The sequence below is a fragment of the Salinarimonas ramus genome, from assembly GCF_014645695.1.
In the GTDB taxonomy this organism is placed as follows: Bacteria; Pseudomonadota; Alphaproteobacteria; order Rhizobiales; family Beijerinckiaceae; genus Salinarimonas; species Salinarimonas ramus.
Genome location: NZ_BMMF01000003.1, coordinates 361,506 through 378,632, shown reverse-complemented (window position 1 = coordinate 378,632; position 17,127 = coordinate 361,506). Strand labels below are relative to the sequence as shown.

The 17,127-nt window shown below is 70.7% G+C and carries 18 protein-coding genes; 8 read left to right on the top strand and 10 right to left on the bottom strand.

The features are described 5' to 3' along the window. The 5 genes from rpmG to IEX89_RS06325 all read left to right on the top strand — a co-directional run bounded on the left by rpmG (position 1) and on the right by IEX89_RS06325 (position 6,048). Entirely contained in the window at positions 1-168 is a 168-nt protein-coding gene (rpmG, locus tag IEX89_RS06345; RefSeq protein WP_188910794.1) for a 50S ribosomal protein L33, read from the top strand. Positions 169-525: 357 nt separating this feature from the next. After that, a complete protein-coding gene (gene tkt, locus IEX89_RS06340; RefSeq protein WP_188910791.1) occupies positions 526-2,556 on the top strand; it encodes a transketolase in 2,031 nt (676 codons plus the stop codon). A gap of 115 nt (positions 2,557-2,671) precedes the next feature. Then, positions 2,672-3,679, top strand: coding sequence for a type I glyceraldehyde-3-phosphate dehydrogenase (gene gap, locus IEX89_RS06335; RefSeq protein WP_188910789.1), 1,008 nt, complete (start codon positions 2,672-2,674; stop codon positions 3,677-3,679). Positions 3,680-3,786: 107 nt separating this feature from the next. Beyond that, entirely contained in the window at positions 3,787-4,980 is a 1,194-nt protein-coding gene (locus IEX89_RS06330; RefSeq protein ID WP_188910787.1) for a phosphoglycerate kinase, read from the top strand. 42 nt (positions 4,981-5,022) lie between these two features. Beyond that, a complete protein-coding gene (locus tag IEX89_RS06325) occupies positions 5,023-6,048 on the top strand; it encodes a class I fructose-bisphosphate aldolase (protein WP_188910785.1) in 1,026 nt (341 codons plus the stop codon). An 80-nt stretch (positions 6,049-6,128) separates the two neighbouring features. Here the strand turns inward: IEX89_RS06325 and IEX89_RS06320 are convergent, their stop codons facing one another. Further along, on the bottom strand, positions 6,129-6,524 hold the full coding sequence (locus IEX89_RS06320) for a methylglyoxal synthase (RefSeq protein WP_188910783.1): 396 nt from the start codon (positions 6,522-6,524) through the stop codon (positions 6,129-6,131). A gap of 143 nt (positions 6,525-6,667) precedes the next feature. On the opposite strand from IEX89_RS06320, the gene IEX89_RS06315 reads away from it, so the two are divergent. Further along, positions 6,668-7,321 (top strand): vitamin K epoxide reductase family protein, encoded by a 654-nt coding sequence (locus tag IEX89_RS06315; RefSeq protein WP_188910781.1) that lies wholly within the window; start codon positions 6,668-6,670, stop codon positions 7,319-7,321. On the opposite strand, the gene IEX89_RS06310 is transcribed toward IEX89_RS06315, so the two are convergent. The 3 genes from IEX89_RS06310 to IEX89_RS06300 form a co-directional block, all read right to left on the bottom strand. Further along, positions 7,278-8,102: an SDR family NAD(P)-dependent oxidoreductase gene (locus IEX89_RS06310; protein ID WP_188910779.1), complete on the bottom strand. Its 825-nt coding sequence runs from the start codon at positions 8,100-8,102 to the stop codon at positions 7,278-7,280. The two genes, IEX89_RS06315 and IEX89_RS06310, sit on opposite strands and share 44 nt — an antisense overlap. Positions 8,103-8,176: 74 nt before the next feature. Next, on the bottom strand, positions 8,177-9,955 hold the full coding sequence (locus IEX89_RS06305) for an acyl-CoA dehydrogenase family protein (RefSeq protein WP_188910777.1): 1,779 nt from the start codon (positions 9,953-9,955) through the stop codon (positions 8,177-8,179). A 122-nt stretch (positions 9,956-10,077) separates the two neighbouring features. Further along, positions 10,078-10,473, bottom strand: a complete 396-nt coding sequence (locus IEX89_RS06300) for a DUF2442 domain-containing protein (protein ID WP_188910775.1) — start codon at positions 10,471-10,473, stop codon at positions 10,078-10,080. A 161-nt stretch (positions 10,474-10,634) separates the two neighbouring features. Between IEX89_RS06300 and IEX89_RS06295 the strand changes: the two genes are divergently transcribed. Next, positions 10,635-11,468 (top strand): cyclase family protein, encoded by an 834-nt coding sequence (locus IEX89_RS06295; protein WP_188910773.1) that lies wholly within the window; start codon positions 10,635-10,637, stop codon positions 11,466-11,468. A 4-nt stretch (positions 11,469-11,472) separates the two neighbouring features. Here IEX89_RS06295 and IEX89_RS06290 read toward each other — a convergent pair whose 3' ends face one another. The 5 genes from IEX89_RS06290 to IEX89_RS06275 form a co-directional block, all read right to left on the bottom strand. Next, on the bottom strand, positions 11,473-12,612 hold the full coding sequence (locus IEX89_RS06290; protein ID WP_188910771.1) for a GGDEF domain-containing protein: 1,140 nt from the start codon (positions 12,610-12,612) through the stop codon (positions 11,473-11,475). 108 nt (positions 12,613-12,720) lie between these two features. Further along, positions 12,721-13,131, bottom strand: a complete 411-nt coding sequence (locus tag IEX89_RS06285; protein WP_210317584.1) for a hypothetical protein — start codon at positions 13,129-13,131, stop codon at positions 12,721-12,723. Positions 13,132-13,229: 98 nt separating this feature from the next. Further along, positions 13,230-14,540: a sulfite oxidase gene (locus IEX89_RS06280; protein ID WP_188910769.1), complete on the bottom strand. Its 1,311-nt coding sequence runs from the start codon at positions 14,538-14,540 to the stop codon at positions 13,230-13,232. A 319-nt stretch (positions 14,541-14,859) separates the two neighbouring features. Beyond that, positions 14,860-14,985, bottom strand: a complete 126-nt coding sequence (locus IEX89_RS24600; RefSeq protein WP_280513910.1) for a hypothetical protein — start codon at positions 14,983-14,985, stop codon at positions 14,860-14,862. Between the two features lie 17 nt (positions 14,986-15,002). Continuing rightward, positions 15,003-15,455 (bottom strand): DUF1810 domain-containing protein, encoded by a 453-nt coding sequence (locus IEX89_RS06275; RefSeq protein WP_188910766.1) that lies wholly within the window; start codon positions 15,453-15,455, stop codon positions 15,003-15,005. A 141-nt stretch (positions 15,456-15,596) separates the two neighbouring features. Here IEX89_RS06275 and IEX89_RS06270 point away from each other — a divergent pair, with 141 nt between their 5' ends. Further along, entirely contained in the window at positions 15,597-16,394 is a 798-nt protein-coding gene (locus IEX89_RS06270) for an SDR family NAD(P)-dependent oxidoreductase (protein ID WP_188910765.1), read from the top strand. A 185-nt stretch (positions 16,395-16,579) separates the two neighbouring features. Here IEX89_RS06270 and IEX89_RS06265 read toward each other — a convergent pair whose 3' ends face one another. Continuing rightward, positions 16,580-17,026: a hypothetical protein gene (locus tag IEX89_RS06265; RefSeq protein ID WP_188910762.1), complete on the bottom strand. Its 447-nt coding sequence runs from the start codon at positions 17,024-17,026 to the stop codon at positions 16,580-16,582. Positions 17,027-17,127 lie beyond the last annotated feature (101 nt).

The window sequence follows — 17,127 nt, the reverse complement described above, 5'->3', positions numbered from 1 at the left end:
ATGGCCAAGGCCGTCACCATCAAGGTCAAGCTGCTGTCGACCGCCGACACCGGCTTCTTCTACGTCACCAAGAAGAACACCCGCACGATGACCGAGAAGATGTCTCAGCGGAAGTACGACCCCGTGGCGAAGAAGCACGTCGAGTTCAAGGAAACCAAGATCAAGTGAGCCGCGCGGGCCGCGACGAGCGGCCCGGGTTCGCGACGATCCGTTTTTTCGTGGAAGGCGTCCTCCGGGGCGCCTTTTCGCGTTCGGTGGCCTTTTCGCGTTCGGGGGATTGGTCGTGGCGAGGACCCGCCCCGCGAGGGCGGGGGGCTCGCGAAGCGAGCGAGGGGCGGGGCCCGTCGTCTGCCGGCGAGGCGCCGGTCTCACCGTGTGCCATATGCAACGCTCGGGCGATACGGTTCCGAAATGCGACGAAAGTCGCGGGGGCGGCTTTGACTCGCAGCCGCACCATGCTAATCAGCGCGCGACCTCGCTTGGCCCCGTCGACGGGGCCGCCCCACGAGCCACGGACCCGACCTAGTGAACGAACAGCTCGACCCGGCCCGCGCCGCGACCGCCGCCGAGGCGGCCCCGACCCCGTCCGACCTCGCCAACGCCATCCGCGCGCTGGCCATGGACGCGGTGGAGAAGGCCAAGTCCGGGCATCCCGGCCTGCCGATGGGCGCGGCGGACATCGCCACCGTCCTGTTCACGAGGTTCATGAAGTACGATTCCGCCGATCCGACCTGGGCGGATCGCGACCGGTTCGTGTTCTCCGCCGGCCACGGCTCGATGCTGCTCTACGCCATCCTGCACCTGACGGGCGTCGAGGGCATGACCATCGAGGAGCTGAAGAACTTCCGCCAGCTCCACTCCAAGACCCCCGGCCATCCCGAGAACTTCGTCACCCCCGGCGTCGAGACGACGACGGGGCCGCTCGGCCAAGGCATCGCCACCGCGGTGGGCATGGCGCTCGCCGAGCGCATGCTCGCCGCCGAGTACGGCGACGACATCGTCGACCACCACACCTGGGTGCTGGCCTCCGACGGCGACCTGATGGAGGGCATCTCCCACGAGGCCATCGCCTTCGCCGGGAACCTGAAGCTGAACAAGCTCGTGGTCCTGTGGGACGACAACGGCATCTCCATCGACGGGCCGCTGTCGCTTTCGGACACGACGGACCAGTGCAAGCGCTTCGAGGCCTGCGGCTGGCGCACGATCCGCGTGGACGGCCACGACCAGGCGGCGCTCGCGCGCGCCCTCTCGCGGGCGAAGAAGTCCGACCGGCCCACCATGATCGCCTGCAAGACCACGATCGGCTTCGGCGCGCCCACCCGCGCCGGCACGTCGAAGGCGCACGGCGAGCCGCTGGGCGCCGAGGAGCTCGCCGGCGCCAAGCAGGCGCTGGGCTGGGGCTACGCGCCCTTCGAGATCCCCGCCGCGATCAAGAAGGCCTGGGAGAAGGCCGGTCGCAAGGGCCGCTCCGCGCGCAAGGCGTGGGAGCAGCGCTTCCAGGCGCTGCCGGCCGAGACGCGTGCGGATCTCGAGCGGCGCCTCGCCGGCATCCCGCCGAAGGCATTGGGCGAGGCCATCGCCGCCCACAAGCGCGCGCTGGTCGAGAGCCCGGCCGCCGCCGCGACGCGCAAGGCGAGCGAGGCGGTGCTCAACGCCATCGCACCCGCGGTGCCCGAGCTCGTCGCCGGCTCCGCCGACCTGACGCCGTCGAACAACGTCAAGGTGAAGACGTCCGTGCCGGTGAAGCCGGGCGACTTCGCCGGCCGCTACGTGCATTACGGCATCCGCGAGCACGGCATGGCGGCGGCGATGAACGGCATCGCGCTGCACGGCGGCTTCCGCCCGGCGGGCGCGACCTTCCTCGTCTTCACCGACTACGCGCGTCCCTCCATGCGCATCGCGGCGCTCGCCGGCATCCCGGCGATCTACGTGATGACGCACGATTCCATCGGACTCGGCGAGGACGGCCCGACGCACCAGCCGGTCGAGCATCTGGCGGCGCTGCGCGCGATGCCGAACCTGCGCGTCTTCCGCCCCGCGGACGCGGTGGAGACCGCCGAGTGCTGGCAGCTGGCGCTCGAGCGCACGGACGGGCCGAGCGTGCTCGCGCTGACCCGTCAGAACCTCGCGCCCTCGCGCACCACGCATTCCGACGCGAACCTGTGCGAGACCGGCGCCTACGAGCTCTCCCCGGCGCAGGGCGGCGCGGCGAAGGCGACGATCTTCGCCACCGGCTCCGAGGTCGAGATCGCGCTGGCGGCGCAGGCGCTCCTCGCCGAACGCGGCATCGCCTCGCGCGTTGTCTCCACGCCCTCGCTCGACCTGTTCCTGGCGCAGCCGGAGGACGTGCGGTCCCGCATCGTCGGGGACGCGCCGATCCGCGCGGCGATCGAGGCCGGAGTGCGCTTCGGCTGGGACGCCGTGATCGGGGACGACGGTGTGTTCGTCGGCATGCAGAGCTTCGGGGCGAGCGCGCCCTACAAGCAGCTCTACGAGCATTTCGGCATCACCGCGCAGGCGCTGGCCGACAAGATCACGGCGCGCCACAACGGCTGAGCGCGAGCGAGTGCCTCCTCGCCGCGCACAGAGCGCGCGGCGGGCGAGCGGGAAACGAGGTTTGAATCGTTATGAAGCCGCCCATCCGGCGGCAACGAAGAACAGGAGACGCGAGATGACGGTGAAGGTCGCGATCAACGGATTCGGGCGGATCGGTCGCAACATCCTGCGCGCCATCGCCGAGAGCGGGCGTACGGACATCCAGGTGGTCGCCATCAACGACCTCGGCCCGGTCGAGACGAACGCGCATCTCCTGCGCTACGATTCGGTGCACGGCCGCTTCCCCGGCACCGTGACCGTCGACGGCGACACGATCGACGTCGGCACGGGTCCGATCAAGGTCACCGCGGTGAAGAACCCGGCGGAGCTGCCGCACAAGGAGCTGGGCGTCGACATCGCGCTCGAGTGCACGGGCATCTTCACCGACCGCGCCAAGGCGGCGCTGCACCTCGAGGCCGGCGCCAAGCGCGTCATCGTCTCGGCGCCGGCGAGCGGCGCCGATCTCACCGTCGTCTACGGCGTGAACCATCAGGCGCTGACGAAGGATCACCTCGTCATCTCCAACGCGTCGTGCACGACGAACTGCCTCGCCCCCGTCGCGAAGGCGCTCAACGACGCGGTCGGCATCGACCACGGCTTCATGACGACGATCCACTCCTATACGAACGACCAGCCGTCGCTCGATCAGATGCACAAGGACCTCTACCGCGCCCGCGCGGCGGCCCTGTCGATGATCCCGACCTCGACGGGCGCGGCGAAGGCGGTGGGCCTTGTGCTCCCCGAGCTCAACGGCAAGCTCGACGGCGTCGCCATCCGCGTGCCGACGCCCAACGTGTCGGTAGTGGACTTCAAGTTCGTCGCCAAGCGCCAGACCACGATCGAGGAGATCAACGGCGCCATCCAGGCGGCGGCGGACGGCCCGATGAAGGGCGTTCTCGGCTACACGTTCGAGAAGCTCGTCTCCTCGGACTTCAACCACGACGCCCATTCCTCCGTCTTCCACATGGACCAGACGAAGGTGCTCGAGGGCACGATGGTGCGCGTGATGTCCTGGTACGACAACGAGTGGGGCTTCTCGAACCGCATGGCCGACACGTCGGTTCACATGGCGAGCCTGATCTGACGCGAGATCGCGGGGCCCGGCGGCGATGCCGGGCCCCGTTTCACGTGTTCCCCCCCCGCCGAGTTCCCCTACGCCGAGTTCCCTCGCGTAGCCTGGAGGAGATCGCCATGAGCGCCTTCCGCACCCTCGACGACGCCGAGCCGCGCGGCAAGCGCGTGCTTCTGCGCGTCGACCTCAACGTCCCGGTCGAGGACGGCCGTGTCGCGGACACGACCCGCATCGACCGCGTCGTCCCCACCATCCGCGAGATCGCCGAGAAGGGCGGGCGCGTGATCCTGCTCGCGCATTTCGGCCGCCCCAAGGGCAAGCGGGTCGAGAGCGAGAGCCTGAAGGTCGTCGTCCCGGCCCTGGCGCAGGCGCTCGGCCGCGAGGTCCGCTTCGCCGAGGATTGCGTCGGCGACCAGGCGAGCGCCGCGGTCTCCGCCCTCTCCGACGGCGACGTGCTGCTTCTCGAGAACACCCGCTTCCACGCGGGCGAGGAGAAGAACGACGCCGATTTCGCGCGTGCGCTCGCAGCGAACGGCGACCTCTACGTCAACGACGCCTTCTCCGCGGCGCATCGCGCGCACGCCTCGACGGAGGGCATCGCCCACGTCCTGCCGGCCTTCGCCGGGCGCGCCATGCAGGCGGAGCTCGACGCGCTGACGAAGGCGCTCGAGCATCCGGAGCGGCCGGTCTGCGCCGTGGTCGGCGGCGCCAAGGTGTCGACGAAGCTCGATCTCCTCGAGAACCTCGTCTCCAAGGTCGACAGCCTCGTCATCGGCGGGGGCATGGCCAACACGTTTCTCCACGCCATCGGCGTGTCGGTGGGCAAGTCGCTGGCCGAGCGCGACCTCGCCGCCACCGCCCTGCGCATCATCGACAAGGCGAAGACGACGAACTGCGCCATCGTGCTCCCCGTCGACGCCACCGTCGCGGAGAAGTTCGAGGCCAACGCGCCGCACCACGAGTACGGCGTCGACGCGATCCCCGACGAGGGCATGATCCTCGACGTCGGCTCGCTCTCGGTCGACCGTGTGCGCGCCACCATCGCAGACGCGAAGACGCTCGTCTGGAACGGGCCGCTCGGCGCCTTCGAGAAGACCCCCTTCGACAAGGGCACCGTGGAAGCCGCGCGTTACGCCGCGGAGCGCACCCGCGCGGGCGCGCTCGTCTCCATCGCGGGCGGCGGCGACACCGTCTCCGCCCTCAACCATGCCGGCGTGGCGGAGGACTTCTCCTACGTCTCCACCGCCGGTGGCGCCTTCCTGGAATGGCTCGAGGGCAAGAGCCTGCCGGGTGTCGAGGCGCTGCGTCGCTGAGATCCGTACCGTAACGATCATCATGGAAAGGAAAGGGGCGCGATGAACATCGACCAGCTCACCGAGGTCGCCTACGCGATGGTGCAGCCCGGCAAGGGCCTGCTCGCCGCCGACGAGAGCAACTCCACCATCAAGAAGCGTTTCGACGACATCAACGTCGAGAACACCGAGGAGAACCGCCGCGACTATCGCGAGTTCATGTTCCGCACCGAGCCGGCCATGAGCGAGCGCATCTCGGGCGTCATCCTCTACGACGAGACCATTCGCCAGAAGGCCAAGGACGGCACGTCCATGGTCGACCTGATCAAGGCCGCGGGCTCGATCCCCGGCATCAAGGTCGACGCGGGCGCGAAGCCCCTGCAGTGCTGCCCGGGCGAGACCATCACCGAGGGTCTCGACGGTCTGCCCAAGCGCATGAAGGAATACTACGAGCTCGGTGCCCGCTTCGCGAAGTGGCGCGCGGTGATCGACATCGCCGACGGCATTCCCACCTGGACGGCGGTGAAGTCGAACATGCACGCGCTCGCGCGCTACGCCGCGATCTGCCAGGAAGCGGACATCGTGCCGATCGTCGAGCCCGAGGTCCTCATGGACGGCGGGCACGACATCAAGCGCTGCGCCGAGGTCACCGAGTGGGTGCTCAAGACGCTCTATCAAGAGCTCTACGAGATGCGCGTCGTGCTCGAGGGCACGGTGCTCAAGCCCAACATGATCGTCCCGGGCAAGAAGTCGCCGAAGCAGGCCTCCGTCGACGAGGTGGCCGAGCGCACGATCCAGGTGCTGGAGCGCTGCGTCCCCGTGGCGGTGCCCGGCATCGCCTATCTCTCCGGCGGCCAGTCGGACGAGGAGGCGACCGCCCATCTCGACGCCATGAACAAGATCGGCGGCTTCCCCTGGCACATGACCTTCTCCTACGGCCGCGCTCTCCAGGCCGCCCCGCAGCGGGCCTGGTCCGGCAAGCCGGAGAACGTCGCCGCCGGCCAGGCGGCCTTCAACCACCGCGCCCGCATGAACGGGCTCGCCTCCACCGGCGAGTGGTCGGCGGACCTGGAGAAGCAGGCGGCCTGAAGCCGGCCTTTTCGACAGGACGACACGCAAGGGGCGCCCGGGAGACCGGGCGCCTTTTTCGTGTCACGTGCGCGTGCTCCTCACGCCCCGTCCGCCTTCAGCACGAGCTCCGCGCTCGCGCGGTTGAGCGCGAAGGGGATGTCGTAGAGGATCGCTAGGCGCATCAAGGCCTTGACGTCGACGTCGTGCGGATGGGGCGTGAGCGCGTCGACGAAGAAGATCATCGCTGCGACCCGCTCCTCCGCGATGAGCGCGCCGATCTGCTGATCCCCGCCCAGCGGGCCGGATTTCAGCCGCGTGATCTCGAGCTGCGGCAGAGCCTCGGCGATGCGCCCGCCGGTCGTGCCCGTCGCCACGAGGCGAAAGCGCGAGAGCTCCTGCGAATGGGTGCGGCAGAACGCGACGAGGTCGGCCTTCTTCTCGTCGTGCGCCACGAGGGCGACGATGGGGCGCGGATCGGCGGCGGCCTCGTTCATGGGGTCTCACTCTCTCGCGGAATGCGGCGCACCCTCGCGCGATTTGGCCGCGCGGGCAACCCGGCGCGGCTCGCAACTTCCTGCGCCGGGCACGCGTTGGCGGGCGGAATCGATCAGCGAGACGAGAGAGAGCGAGGCAGCCGATGAAGCAATATCTCATGGACGCGACGAGCCCGGGCTACACGCCCGAGCGCCTGAAGACCCGCATCCGCAACGACCGCTCGCGGGACATGGCCTATCGCCGCGCCATCGTCGCGACCTCGCTCGTGGGCATGGCCTCGATGGCGTTCGTGACGCTCTTCCAAACGGGCACGGTGCGCCGCCTGCCCGATCCCCCGACGCGCCGACCGAACTTCGACACGGCGAAGGTGAACACCTCCGACGAGGCCTATTCCTACGGCATGCCGGACGGACCTCTCACCCTCGCGATGCATGCGGCGAACCTGTCGCTCGCGGCCGCCGGTCCGCCGGAGCGCTGGCGCGAGCGCCCGTGGATCCCGGTCGCGGCGAGCGCCTTCTCGGGTGCGCAGGCGGCGGTGGCGGCGCAGTATCTGTTCTACCGCATGCCCTTCGTCGACAAGGCCTGGTGCCCCTATTGCGTCGTCGACGCGCTCGCCCATTTCGCCAGCTTCGGGCTCTCGCTGCCGGAGACGGCGAAGGCGCTCGGCGTCACGCATCCGCAGGATTCGCCGCCGCCGCGCCCGCGCGCGGCCCCGGTGCGCCACCCCGCGCCGGTGCGTACCGACGCGCCCGTCAGGGGCGGAAGCGTTCCGGCACCCGGCCGTCGCTATCGGTGAAGCCGTATTGCCGGGCGAGGTCCGCGGTCGCGACGACCCGCCCGGCATGGCGCATGACGTCCGGATCGTGCGCGAGTGCCGCGACGGCGCGCCCGACGAAGAGCGGCGTCTCGCTCGCGGCATCCGCCTCCCCCGCCTCGCGCACGCGCTCGGTGGCGACACGGCCCGGCGAGAGCGCGAGCGCCGTGACGCCGTGGGGGCGCAGCTCTTGCGCGCAGGCGAAGGCGAGGCGGTTCAGCGCGTGCTTCGCGCCGTCGTAGAAGACGTCCCCGAGATAGAAGGCGCTCGTGTCGAAGGATACGAAGCCGATGAGCCCACGTTTCGCCGAGACCATGGCGGGCGCCACCGCGCGGGCCAGCAGCAGCGCCGGGCGCACGCCCGTCTCCTGGAAGCGGCCCATCAGCCCCGTCGGGCGCCGCCAGAACGGCGTGCCCCAGCGCGACCCGTCGGGGAAGGTGTCGCCGTCGAAGCCCTCGTTGCCGCCCCAGACCGACGAGACCGCGACGTCGATGCGCCCGAAACGGCGCAGCGCCCACGAGACGAGCCCGTCGACCTCGCGCTCGTCGGTGTGGTCGCAGATGTAGGGATGGCCTCGCCCGCCCGTCGCCTCGACGTCGCGGGCGGTGTCCTCCACCGTCTCGCGGCGCCCCTCCGTGCGCGGACCGGCCTCGGACGAGCGTCCCGTGACGATGACGATCGCGCCGGCTTCCGCGAGGCCGAGCGCGATGCCGCGCCCGACGCCGCGGGAGGCTCCGGCGACGAGGGCGACGATGGGCTCCACGGCGTGCTCCCGGCTCTGATTCCGCCTCGCCGGTCTAGCACGCAGGGGGCACCGACGTCTCCCTTGCGCGCCGATCAGACCGCGAGCGCGTCCGCGGCCGGCAGCGCCGCCGCACCGGCGGTAGCGGAGCGGGCCAGCCCCTCCGTCTCGCCGAGATGCGCCTCCGCCATGTAGCGCGCCCGCGCGATCCGCGCCTCGTGGGCGGGATCGGTCTCGCCGGCGGCGAGCGCTGCTTTCGCTGCGAGCGCCTCGTCGGCCAGGCAGGCGACGCCGCGGGTCATGGCGAAGAGGCGCAGATAGGGCGTCGCGCCGGCGAGAACGTCGTCCTGGCGGCCCTCGGCCAGCGCCGCGAGCATCCATGCGGTCGCCTCGTCGAGGCGCATGGTCGCCTCGCGCAGGCGCGGGCCGAGCGCGCCGAAGCGCTCGTCCGCCTCCTTCGTCACCCGCGTCGCGCTCGCGCGGATGCGGGCGATCTCGGCGCGCACCGTGGCGCCGCCCGACAGCGGCAGCTTGCGGGTGACGAGGTCGATCGCCTGGATGCCGTTCGTGCCCTCGTAGATCGGCAGGATGCGCGCGTCGCGGTAATATTGAGCCGCACCCGTCTCCTCCACGAAGCCCATGCCGCCGTGCACCTGCACGCCGAGCGAGGCGACCTCGACGGCGATGTCGGTGGAGAACGCCTTGGCCAGCGGCGTCAGCAGCGAGGCGCGCTCGAAGGCGGCCTTGCGCGCCTCGACGTCGCCGGCGCGCCCCGCCGCGTCCAGGGAAGCGGCCGTGAGGAAGCAGATGCCGCGCGCCGCCTCCGTCAGCCCGCGCATGGAGGAGAGCATGCGCCGCACGTCCGCGTGCTCGGCGATCGCCACCATGCCCTGGCCCGTATAGGCCACCGTGCGGCCCTGGCGGCGCTCGCGGGCATAGTCGAGAGCGCGCTGCGTCGCCCGCTCGGCCATGGCGACACCCTGGACGCCGACGGCGAGGCGCGCGTTGTTCATCATGGTGAACATGCAGGCGAGCCCGCGATTCTCCTCGCCGACGAGCCACCCGACGGCTCCGCCGGCCTCGCCGTAGGACATGGTGCAGGTTGGGGCCGCGTGGATGCCGAGCTTGTGCTCGAGCCCGGCGCAGACGACGTCGTTGCGCGAGCCGTCGGGCAGGATCTTCGGCACGAGGAAGAGCGAGATGCCGCGCGTGCCGTGCGGCGCGTCGGGCAGGCGCGCGAGCACGAGATGCACGATGTTGTCGGTGAGGTCGTGCTCGCCGAAGGTGATGTAGATCTTCTGGCCGAAGATCCGGTACGTCCCGTCGTCGGCGCGCTCGGCGCGGGTGCGCAGGGCCGAGAGATCCGAGCCGGCCTGGGGCTCGGTGAGGTTCATGGTCGCCGTCCACTCGCCGGAGACGAGCTTCTCCAGATAGCGCTCCTTGAGATCCGGCGAGGCGTGCGCCTCGATCGCGTCGATGGCGCCCATGGTGAGGATCGGGCACAGCGCGAAGGCCATGTTCGCCGCGTTCCACATCTCGACGCAGGCGGTGTTGACGAGGATCGGCAGGCCCTGGCCGCCGTGCTCGACGGGGCCGGGCAGGGCGTTCCAGCCGCCGGAGATCCAGTCCTGATAGGCCTTCGGGAAGCCGTCGGGCGTGCGCACCGCGGCGCCGTCCTTGCGCAGCCCCGCGAGATCGCCCGGACGGTTGAGGGGCTCCAGCCGCTCGGCCGCGAAATCGCCCGCCGCCTCCAGGATCTGCGCCACGAGCTGCGTCGTGAGATCCGGATAGAGCCCGCCCTCGATCGCGGCGTCGAGCCCCGCCACGGCGCGCATGGAGAACAGCATCTGCGATACGGGTGCACGATAGGCCATGGCGGGCTCCTGGCGTTTCCTCTGGCGGCTCTTTTCTTCGAGCCTTCTCTCATGCGACGAAAGGCGGATGCCAGGAATAGTTCGGATATGAACGATCGGCAAGCGGATCGGTCGCAAGGCTGTCAGCCGCTCGCCCGCTTGGGTCTGCCGCCCTTGCGCCCGTTCGCGCGCGCGGCGGACGTCTTGGCGTCCGAGCGCGCGCGACCGCCCCGCGCGCCGAGCTGCGCGGCCATCCAGCTGCGCGTCCCGAAGACGCCTTGCAGGAGGTCCGGCACCGAAAGGTCGGCATCGAGCGCCGGCCAATGAAGCCCGAGCCCCGACGGGCTGATCTCGATGCGGGAGAGCGCGTCCGGGTCGGCTCCGGCGAGACCCTGCGCGAGCGACGCCGGGAAGGTGAGCTCGACGCCCGTGCTCAGGCGCACGACGACGCGGCCGCGCCTCCGGTCGTAGCGCGCGGACACGGCGTACCCTCCCTCGCGGCGCTCCTGCATCCGGGCTTCGGCTTCGATGATCGTCATGAGCTGCAACTGCCTCTCCCTACATGGCGCATCGAAGCATAACCCAAGCGCTTGGAAAAGTCCGGCCACGCGCGATTGACCCGCGCCCCCTGCCGGCTAAGCTCCTCCTGCCCGAAGGGAATGGCGAGAGGCGCCGGGACGTGCGCCAGGGAGAGACGACCATGTGCGACATCTGCGTGACGAACGCGGTCAAGAACCGCATGCTGAGCCGGCGCGACCTGTTTCGGCGCTCCGCGGGCGGCGCGGCGGCTCTGGCGGCCGTGTCGACCGGGGCGATGACGCTCGGCGCGTCCCCGGCGCGGGCGCAGATCTCGGGCGCTCCCGTCGACCTCACGCACGAGCTGCACGAGGGCTTCCCCACGTTCTTCGGGGAGCAGCAATTCTTCGTCGAGAACGTGTTCAACTATGCGGAGCACATGTTCAACCTCAACGTCATCCGCGTGAACGAGCATACCGGCACGCACGTCGACGCGCCGCTGCACTTTTCGGAGGACGGGCAGAGCGTCGCCGAGATCCCGGTGACGAACCTCGTCGCGCCCCTCGCCATCGTCGACATCCGTGCCAAGGCGGCGGAGGATGCGGACGCGCAGGTGACGCCGGACGATTTGAGGGCCTGGATCGCGCAGCACGGGCCGCTGCCCGAGGCCTGCTGCGTCGCCATGCTGTCGGGTTGGGCGGATCACCTGGAGACGGAGCGCTTCCGCAACGCGGACGGGGACGGCACGATGCATTTCCCCGGCTTCCACGTGGAGGCCGCGCAGATGCTCCTCGAGGAGAGCTCGGCCGTCGGCATCGCGGTCGACACGCTCTCCCTCGACCACGGCCCCTCGCCGGACTTCGCCACGCATTACGCCTGGCTGCCGGAGAACCGCTGGGGCATCGAGTGCGTGGCCAACCTCGATCGGCTGCCGGCGACGGGGGCGACGCTCGTCCTGGGCGCGCCGAAGCATCGCGGCGGCTCGGGTGGGCCGGCGCGCGTCCTCGCCTTCGCGTGAGACCTCAGGCGGCGGCGGTCGCGGTCTCCGCGGGCGCCTCGTCGCGCGTCGCCGATCGCGGCGGCCAGCCGCAGACGCGCCCGCGTCCCTCCGCCTTGGCCGTGTAGAGCGCTGCGTCCGCCTGCGCGACGAGCAGGCGCGCGGGCGCCTCCGGCGTCGGCGCCGCGGCGATCCCCACCGAAGCGCCGATCTCGGCGCGTCCGCCGGGCAGGACGAAGGGATGCGCGAGAGCCTCCACGATGGCCTCGCCCAGCGCGCGCGGATCCTCCGGCCCGCGGCGCAGCACGACGAACTCGTCGCCGCCCTGGCGGGCGAGGAGGTCGCGCGGGCCCACGAGGCCGCCGACCCGCGCCGCGACCTGGCGCAGGAGCTCGTCGCCGGCGGCGTGCCCCATCGTGTCGTTGACGGCCTTGAAGCGATCGAGATCGAAGCACAGGACCGAGGCCGGCTGGCCCGACGCGGCGTCCTCGGCGAGCGCCTCGTCGAGCGCGAGGCGGTTGGCGAGCCCGGTGAGGGGATCGGTCCGCGTCAGGCGCTCCAGCGCCTCGCGGTTGTCGAGGCTCGTGCGCAGCGTGCCGTAGACGAAGCGCACGAACTCCACGTACGAGAAGAAGTAGAAGCCGATGAAGGCGGCGGCCGCGGCGTAGTAGGGGTCGAGCCGCGCCAGGGCCGCGATGACGAAGGGCGCGAGCAGCAGCCCGCCGGTGATCAGCGAGATGCGCGGGCGCACCGAGGTCCGCGCCGCGAGGCCCGAGGCGTAGCACATGATCATGCCGACCCCGAGCATGTGCCCGTACGCGTCGTCGAAGGAAAGCGCCCGCGCCACCATGATCCCGAGCAGGCCCGCGAAGACGTAGGAGCCCACCTCGTACCAGCGCTCCCAGCGCGCCGCGGTCTGCGGCGTCTTCGGCGTGGGGCGGACGAGGAGGTCGTAGGCGAAGATCTTGGCGCAGCGCGCCACGCCGATCACCGTCGCGAGGGCGGCGAGCACCCACATCCAAGGGTCACCCGTGCGGATCGCGATGATCGCGCCCACGGCCCCGGAGGCCAGCGCGATGACGCTCACCGTCTTCAGCGAGGTGTAGAGGAGATCCACGAGAGCGACGTAGGCGCGGTCGCTCTCCCGGCGGCGCGTGCGCAGCATTCCCTTTCCCCGGATGGCGACGCCCGTCTCGGCGCGTCGTGTATGTGAGCACATCCGAAGTTAAGAGGGAGTTGCGCACCCGCTACCCGCACAGGTAGCCGTCTAACGTCAGCGCTCCGCGGAGAAGTGGCGCTTCAGGTAGGAGAGGACGAGCTCCTTCGTCTCGTCGTCCATCTCCGGCATGCCCTGCTCCTCCACCATCCAGTCCCAGGTGTAGTCCCAGCGGGCGTCGGTGAGGCGCTGCTGGGTGACGAGCGACATCGAATGGCAGGCGGAGCAGAGGTAGAACGTCTCCTCCGCGCCGACATCGTCCGGGATGCCGCCGAGATCCGGATTGCCGGCGATCGCGGGCTCCTCCGGCGCCGCGCGCGGTTGGCCGCTCTGCGGGAGCATGGGGTTGAAGCCGGCTCCCGGGCGCATCGGGTCGAAGCCCTGGGCCGACGAGGGCGGCGCCGCCACGGCGGCGCCGAGGGCGAGGATGGCCGCCGCGAGGGCGGCGCGGCTGGTCGAGAACGTCATCTGTCGGCTGCTCGAAGCTGTGCGAGGAGGGCGAGACGGCTCCGGGCGCCCGCTCGTCGCGGGCGCCCGGAGGGACGTGATTCGGCGCAAGATGCGGATCAGACCGCGAAGAGCGCGATGCGATGCATCATGTTGTTGCCGTAGCCGCGCGGGTTCCAGCCCGGCACGACGGGCGGCTGCATGGTGCCGTCCTTGTCCGTCGCGCGCGCCCAGACCTCGTAATAGCCGGCCTCCGGCGGCGTGACCTCCGCGCGCCAGCGCTGCCAGGCGAAGGGGTTGGGCGGCGCCATCAGCTCCGCCTCCTGCCAGGTCTGGCCGAAATCGAGGGAGACGTGCATGGCCGCGACGTCGCCCTTGCCCGACCAGGCGTGGCCGCGCACCTCCGCGGGCCGGCCGGCGGGAACCTCGGCGCCCGTCGCCGGGAAGGTGACGAGGGACTTCACCGGCATCTCGAGCATGACGACCATGTCGCTCTCGGGCACCTCGGTGCCCGGCGCGACGGGGTAGGCGGGCAGACGGTAGGAATAGCCCGTCATCTTCTCGCCGTCGTGCTCCTGGTCGCGCACCCAGATGCGGGTGAGGTACTTCTGCGAGGCGGAGCCCGGATAGCCGGGAACGACGAGGCGCAGCGGGAAGCCGTGGATCGCCGGGATCGGCTCGCCGTTCATCGCCCAGGCGATGAGATTCTCGGGGCCGAGCGCCTTCTCGATGGGCACGCCGCGGGAGATCACCACCTTGTCGGGGTCGCCCGAGAGGTGCACGTCGTTGCCGTAATGGCCGGTATAGACGGCCGTCGGCTTGACGCCGGCGCGCTCGAGCACGTCCTTGAGGCGCACGCCCGTCCACTCGGGGCAGCCGACGGCACCCGTGGTCCATTGGTTGCCCGACGCGCCCGGCTGGAAGAAGGCGCGGCCGTTGCCGCCGCATTCGAGCCAGAGCGGCGCCGTCACCGTCTCGAAATCGTTCTGCAGGTCGGCGAGGGTGAGGGTGAGCGGCTCGTCGACCTCGCCGTCGATGGTGAGCGTCCAGCCCTCGGCGTTCATGTCCATGGCGTGCTGCGGCACGAGGCCGTTGTTGCGCACGAACAGGCGCTCGTAGGGCGTGACGTCGTCGTCCAGGAGATGCGCCGGCGTCTCGGCGTTGACCGGGCGATCGCCCAGGACCACGAGCCCGTCCTTGGCGTCCATGAGCCCCATGCCGACGTCCTGCGCCAGCGCGACGGGGACGAAGCCCGGCGGCATGTTGCGCGCGAAGGGGATGGTGGTGCCCAGCAGCGCGCCCATCGTGGCGAGGCTCGCTCCCTTGAGGAAGCCGCGGCGGCCGGGCTCGGCGCCCGATGTCTCGTGGCCGGGCTCCGTGCGAGCGACGGGCTTGTCGGTGTCCTGGTTGTGGGAAGCGTCATCGAGCATGGCCGGGTCCTCCGCTTTATGGTTGCTGCGGCTGCGACGATCGTGCGCGCGTTTCGCAACGCTAGCTTCACCCTGGGACGCATGCAAGAGAGGGAATTCTTATTCGACCGTCGTGATCGCTCCATGGGCCGACTTGCGTTTACTGCACGTTGTGAACCGGGCCGATGAAGCAAGATAGATTTTATGTTGTGTTTATTCGATTGACTCGCGCAATTTTCGGAAGCGCTCGGCGGGCTCGGCAGGCCCCGGTGGTACGGAGATCATGCTGCGCCGCAACAACCGCCGCGCGCGTGCCGCCCGTAGGCTCGTTCGTGCCTGTTCAACCGGAGGTGAGGGTAACGCCCGCCAGCACGAGCCCGCTCCTCGGCAGCGCCGGCATGTCGGCGAGGTCCACCGAGAGATCCTGCTCGGCGAACGCATGCGCCCGCGAGACGGTCCGCCCCACGCCGCGATGTGCGCGCCTCAGCGCGCGGCGAGCAGGGCGAGCGTCGCCTCGTCCGCCGCGCCGCCGTAGAAGATCTCGAGCCCTCGCTGGAACAGCGCCCGGTCGGCGGGGTCCTGCGCCGCCTCGCGAAACAGCGTGAGGCACGAGCGCACCTTCCTGTCGTCGGGGCTGCCGAGGATGGCGGTCGCGTCGCGGCCCGCGTGCGAGAGAAGCAGGCCGACGCAGGCGCGAAGCCGGCTTCCGAGCACGGGATGCGCGAGATAGGCGCGCGCCTCGGCGAGATCGCCGATGCCGTAGAATGTGGCGTTGCGGCTCTTCCCCAGCGCCTCGTGCTGGGGAAAGACCCACCAGATCCAGTGCGTGCGCTTCGCGCCGGCGGCGAGCTCCGCGAGCACGATCTCGAGATCGCCCGCCTGCGCCGAGACGAAGCGGGCGAGGTCGTGGGGATCGTCTCTCGTCGTCTCGCTCATGCGCGGCTCCTTTCCGTCGAACGTCGAGCGCCCCCTTGCGGCGCACCGCCGCGCGAACGCCTGCGGCGTGCCGTGCGTTCGCTCGCCCGAAACCGTCGAGCCCGAAAGGGCTGTCCACGACACCGATCGAGGAGATCATCCATGCAGCTCGACATCGAGGGCAAGCTCGCCCTCATCACCGGCGGCGATTCCGGCATGGGTCGCGCCACCGCCGAGATCCTCCTGAGGGAGGGCGCCGAGGTCGCGCTCTGCGACAAGACCGACGACGCGCTGGCCGACGCCGCGCGCGAACTCTCCGCCCTCGGCCCCTGCGAGGCCTTCACCGCGGACCTGACGAAGCTCGACGAGGTGGAGCGCCTCAAGCGCGAGGTCGAGAGCCGGATGGGCACGCCCGACATCGTCGTCCACGCGGCCGGCACGACGGGGCCGACCGGCGAGTTCCTGGAGATCGACGACGAGGGCTGGATGGAGGTGCTCCAGGTCGACCTGATGAGCGCGGTGCGCGTCTCGCGCGCCTTCATCCCCGGCATGCGCGACAAGGGCTGGGGCCGGCTCGTCCTCGTCTCGTCCGAGAACGCCGTGCAGCCCTATCCGGAGGAGACGCCCTACAACGTCGCCAAGGCCGGCATCGACACGCTGGGCAAGAGCCTGTCCAAGGCCTACGGCCCCGACGGCGTCCACGTGAACGTGGTGGCGCCCGCCTTCGTGGCGACGCCCATGACCGACAAGATGATGGACAAGAAGGCGCAGAGCGAGGGCACGAGCCGCGAGGAGGCGATCGAGGGGTTCCTGGCCGAGAAGCGCCCCGGCATCGTCAAGGGCCGCCGCGGCCGCGCCGAGGAGGTCGCCAGCGTGATCGCCTTCCTCTGCTCGGAGCGCGCGAGCTACGTCGTGGGCGCCAACTGGCGCGTGGACGGCGGCTCGGTGATGTCCGTGTGATTCTCCTTCCCCGTAGGAGAAGGTGTCTCGGCGGAGCCGTGACGGATGGGGCGCGCGACGCGCGTTCGGCGAAGCCGAAATCCACCGCCCGCCCCCTTCGCGCCGCCGCCCGGTTTCGGCTTTCGCCGAACACGCCTGCCGGCGTGCCCCATCCGTCACGCCGCTTCGCGGCGCGCCACCTTCCCCTACAGGGAAGGAGAGGCGAGCGCGTCGAAGGGGTCTTGGGTGCGGGGCATGTAGAAGCGGGCGACGGGCTCGGGCGTGCGCGGGGCGGGCGTGCGGGGCTCCTCCTCGAGGTAGTGGCGCAGCGCGAACAGGCGGCGGCGCAGGCGGGCGAGGTGGTCGTCATGGCGCTCGAGGTCGGGCTGGGCGAGGAGCTCGGCCTCCGCCGCCGCCAGGGCGACGGCGAAGAGCGCGCCCGTGCGGCTCGCCGGCCGGTGGTCGCTCGCGCGCCCGACGATGTTGTCGAGGGAGCGCGTCGCCTCCTCGAAGGCGCGTTCCGCGGCCCGCAGGGCGGTCGCCTCCCGCGCCGGATGGAGCCTGCGCATCTCCTCCTCCGCCGCCTCCCGGCGCACGATGAGCCGTTCCGCCTCCGCGCACAGGCGCGCGAGCGGGCAATCCCCGTCGATCATGATGGGACTCTCGTTGATTGGTGGGTGGTGAGGAGGATATAATCACAATCCAGATCAGAAGGCAATCCCTGAAATATCGTCTATAGCGAGTTCTGCGTGCC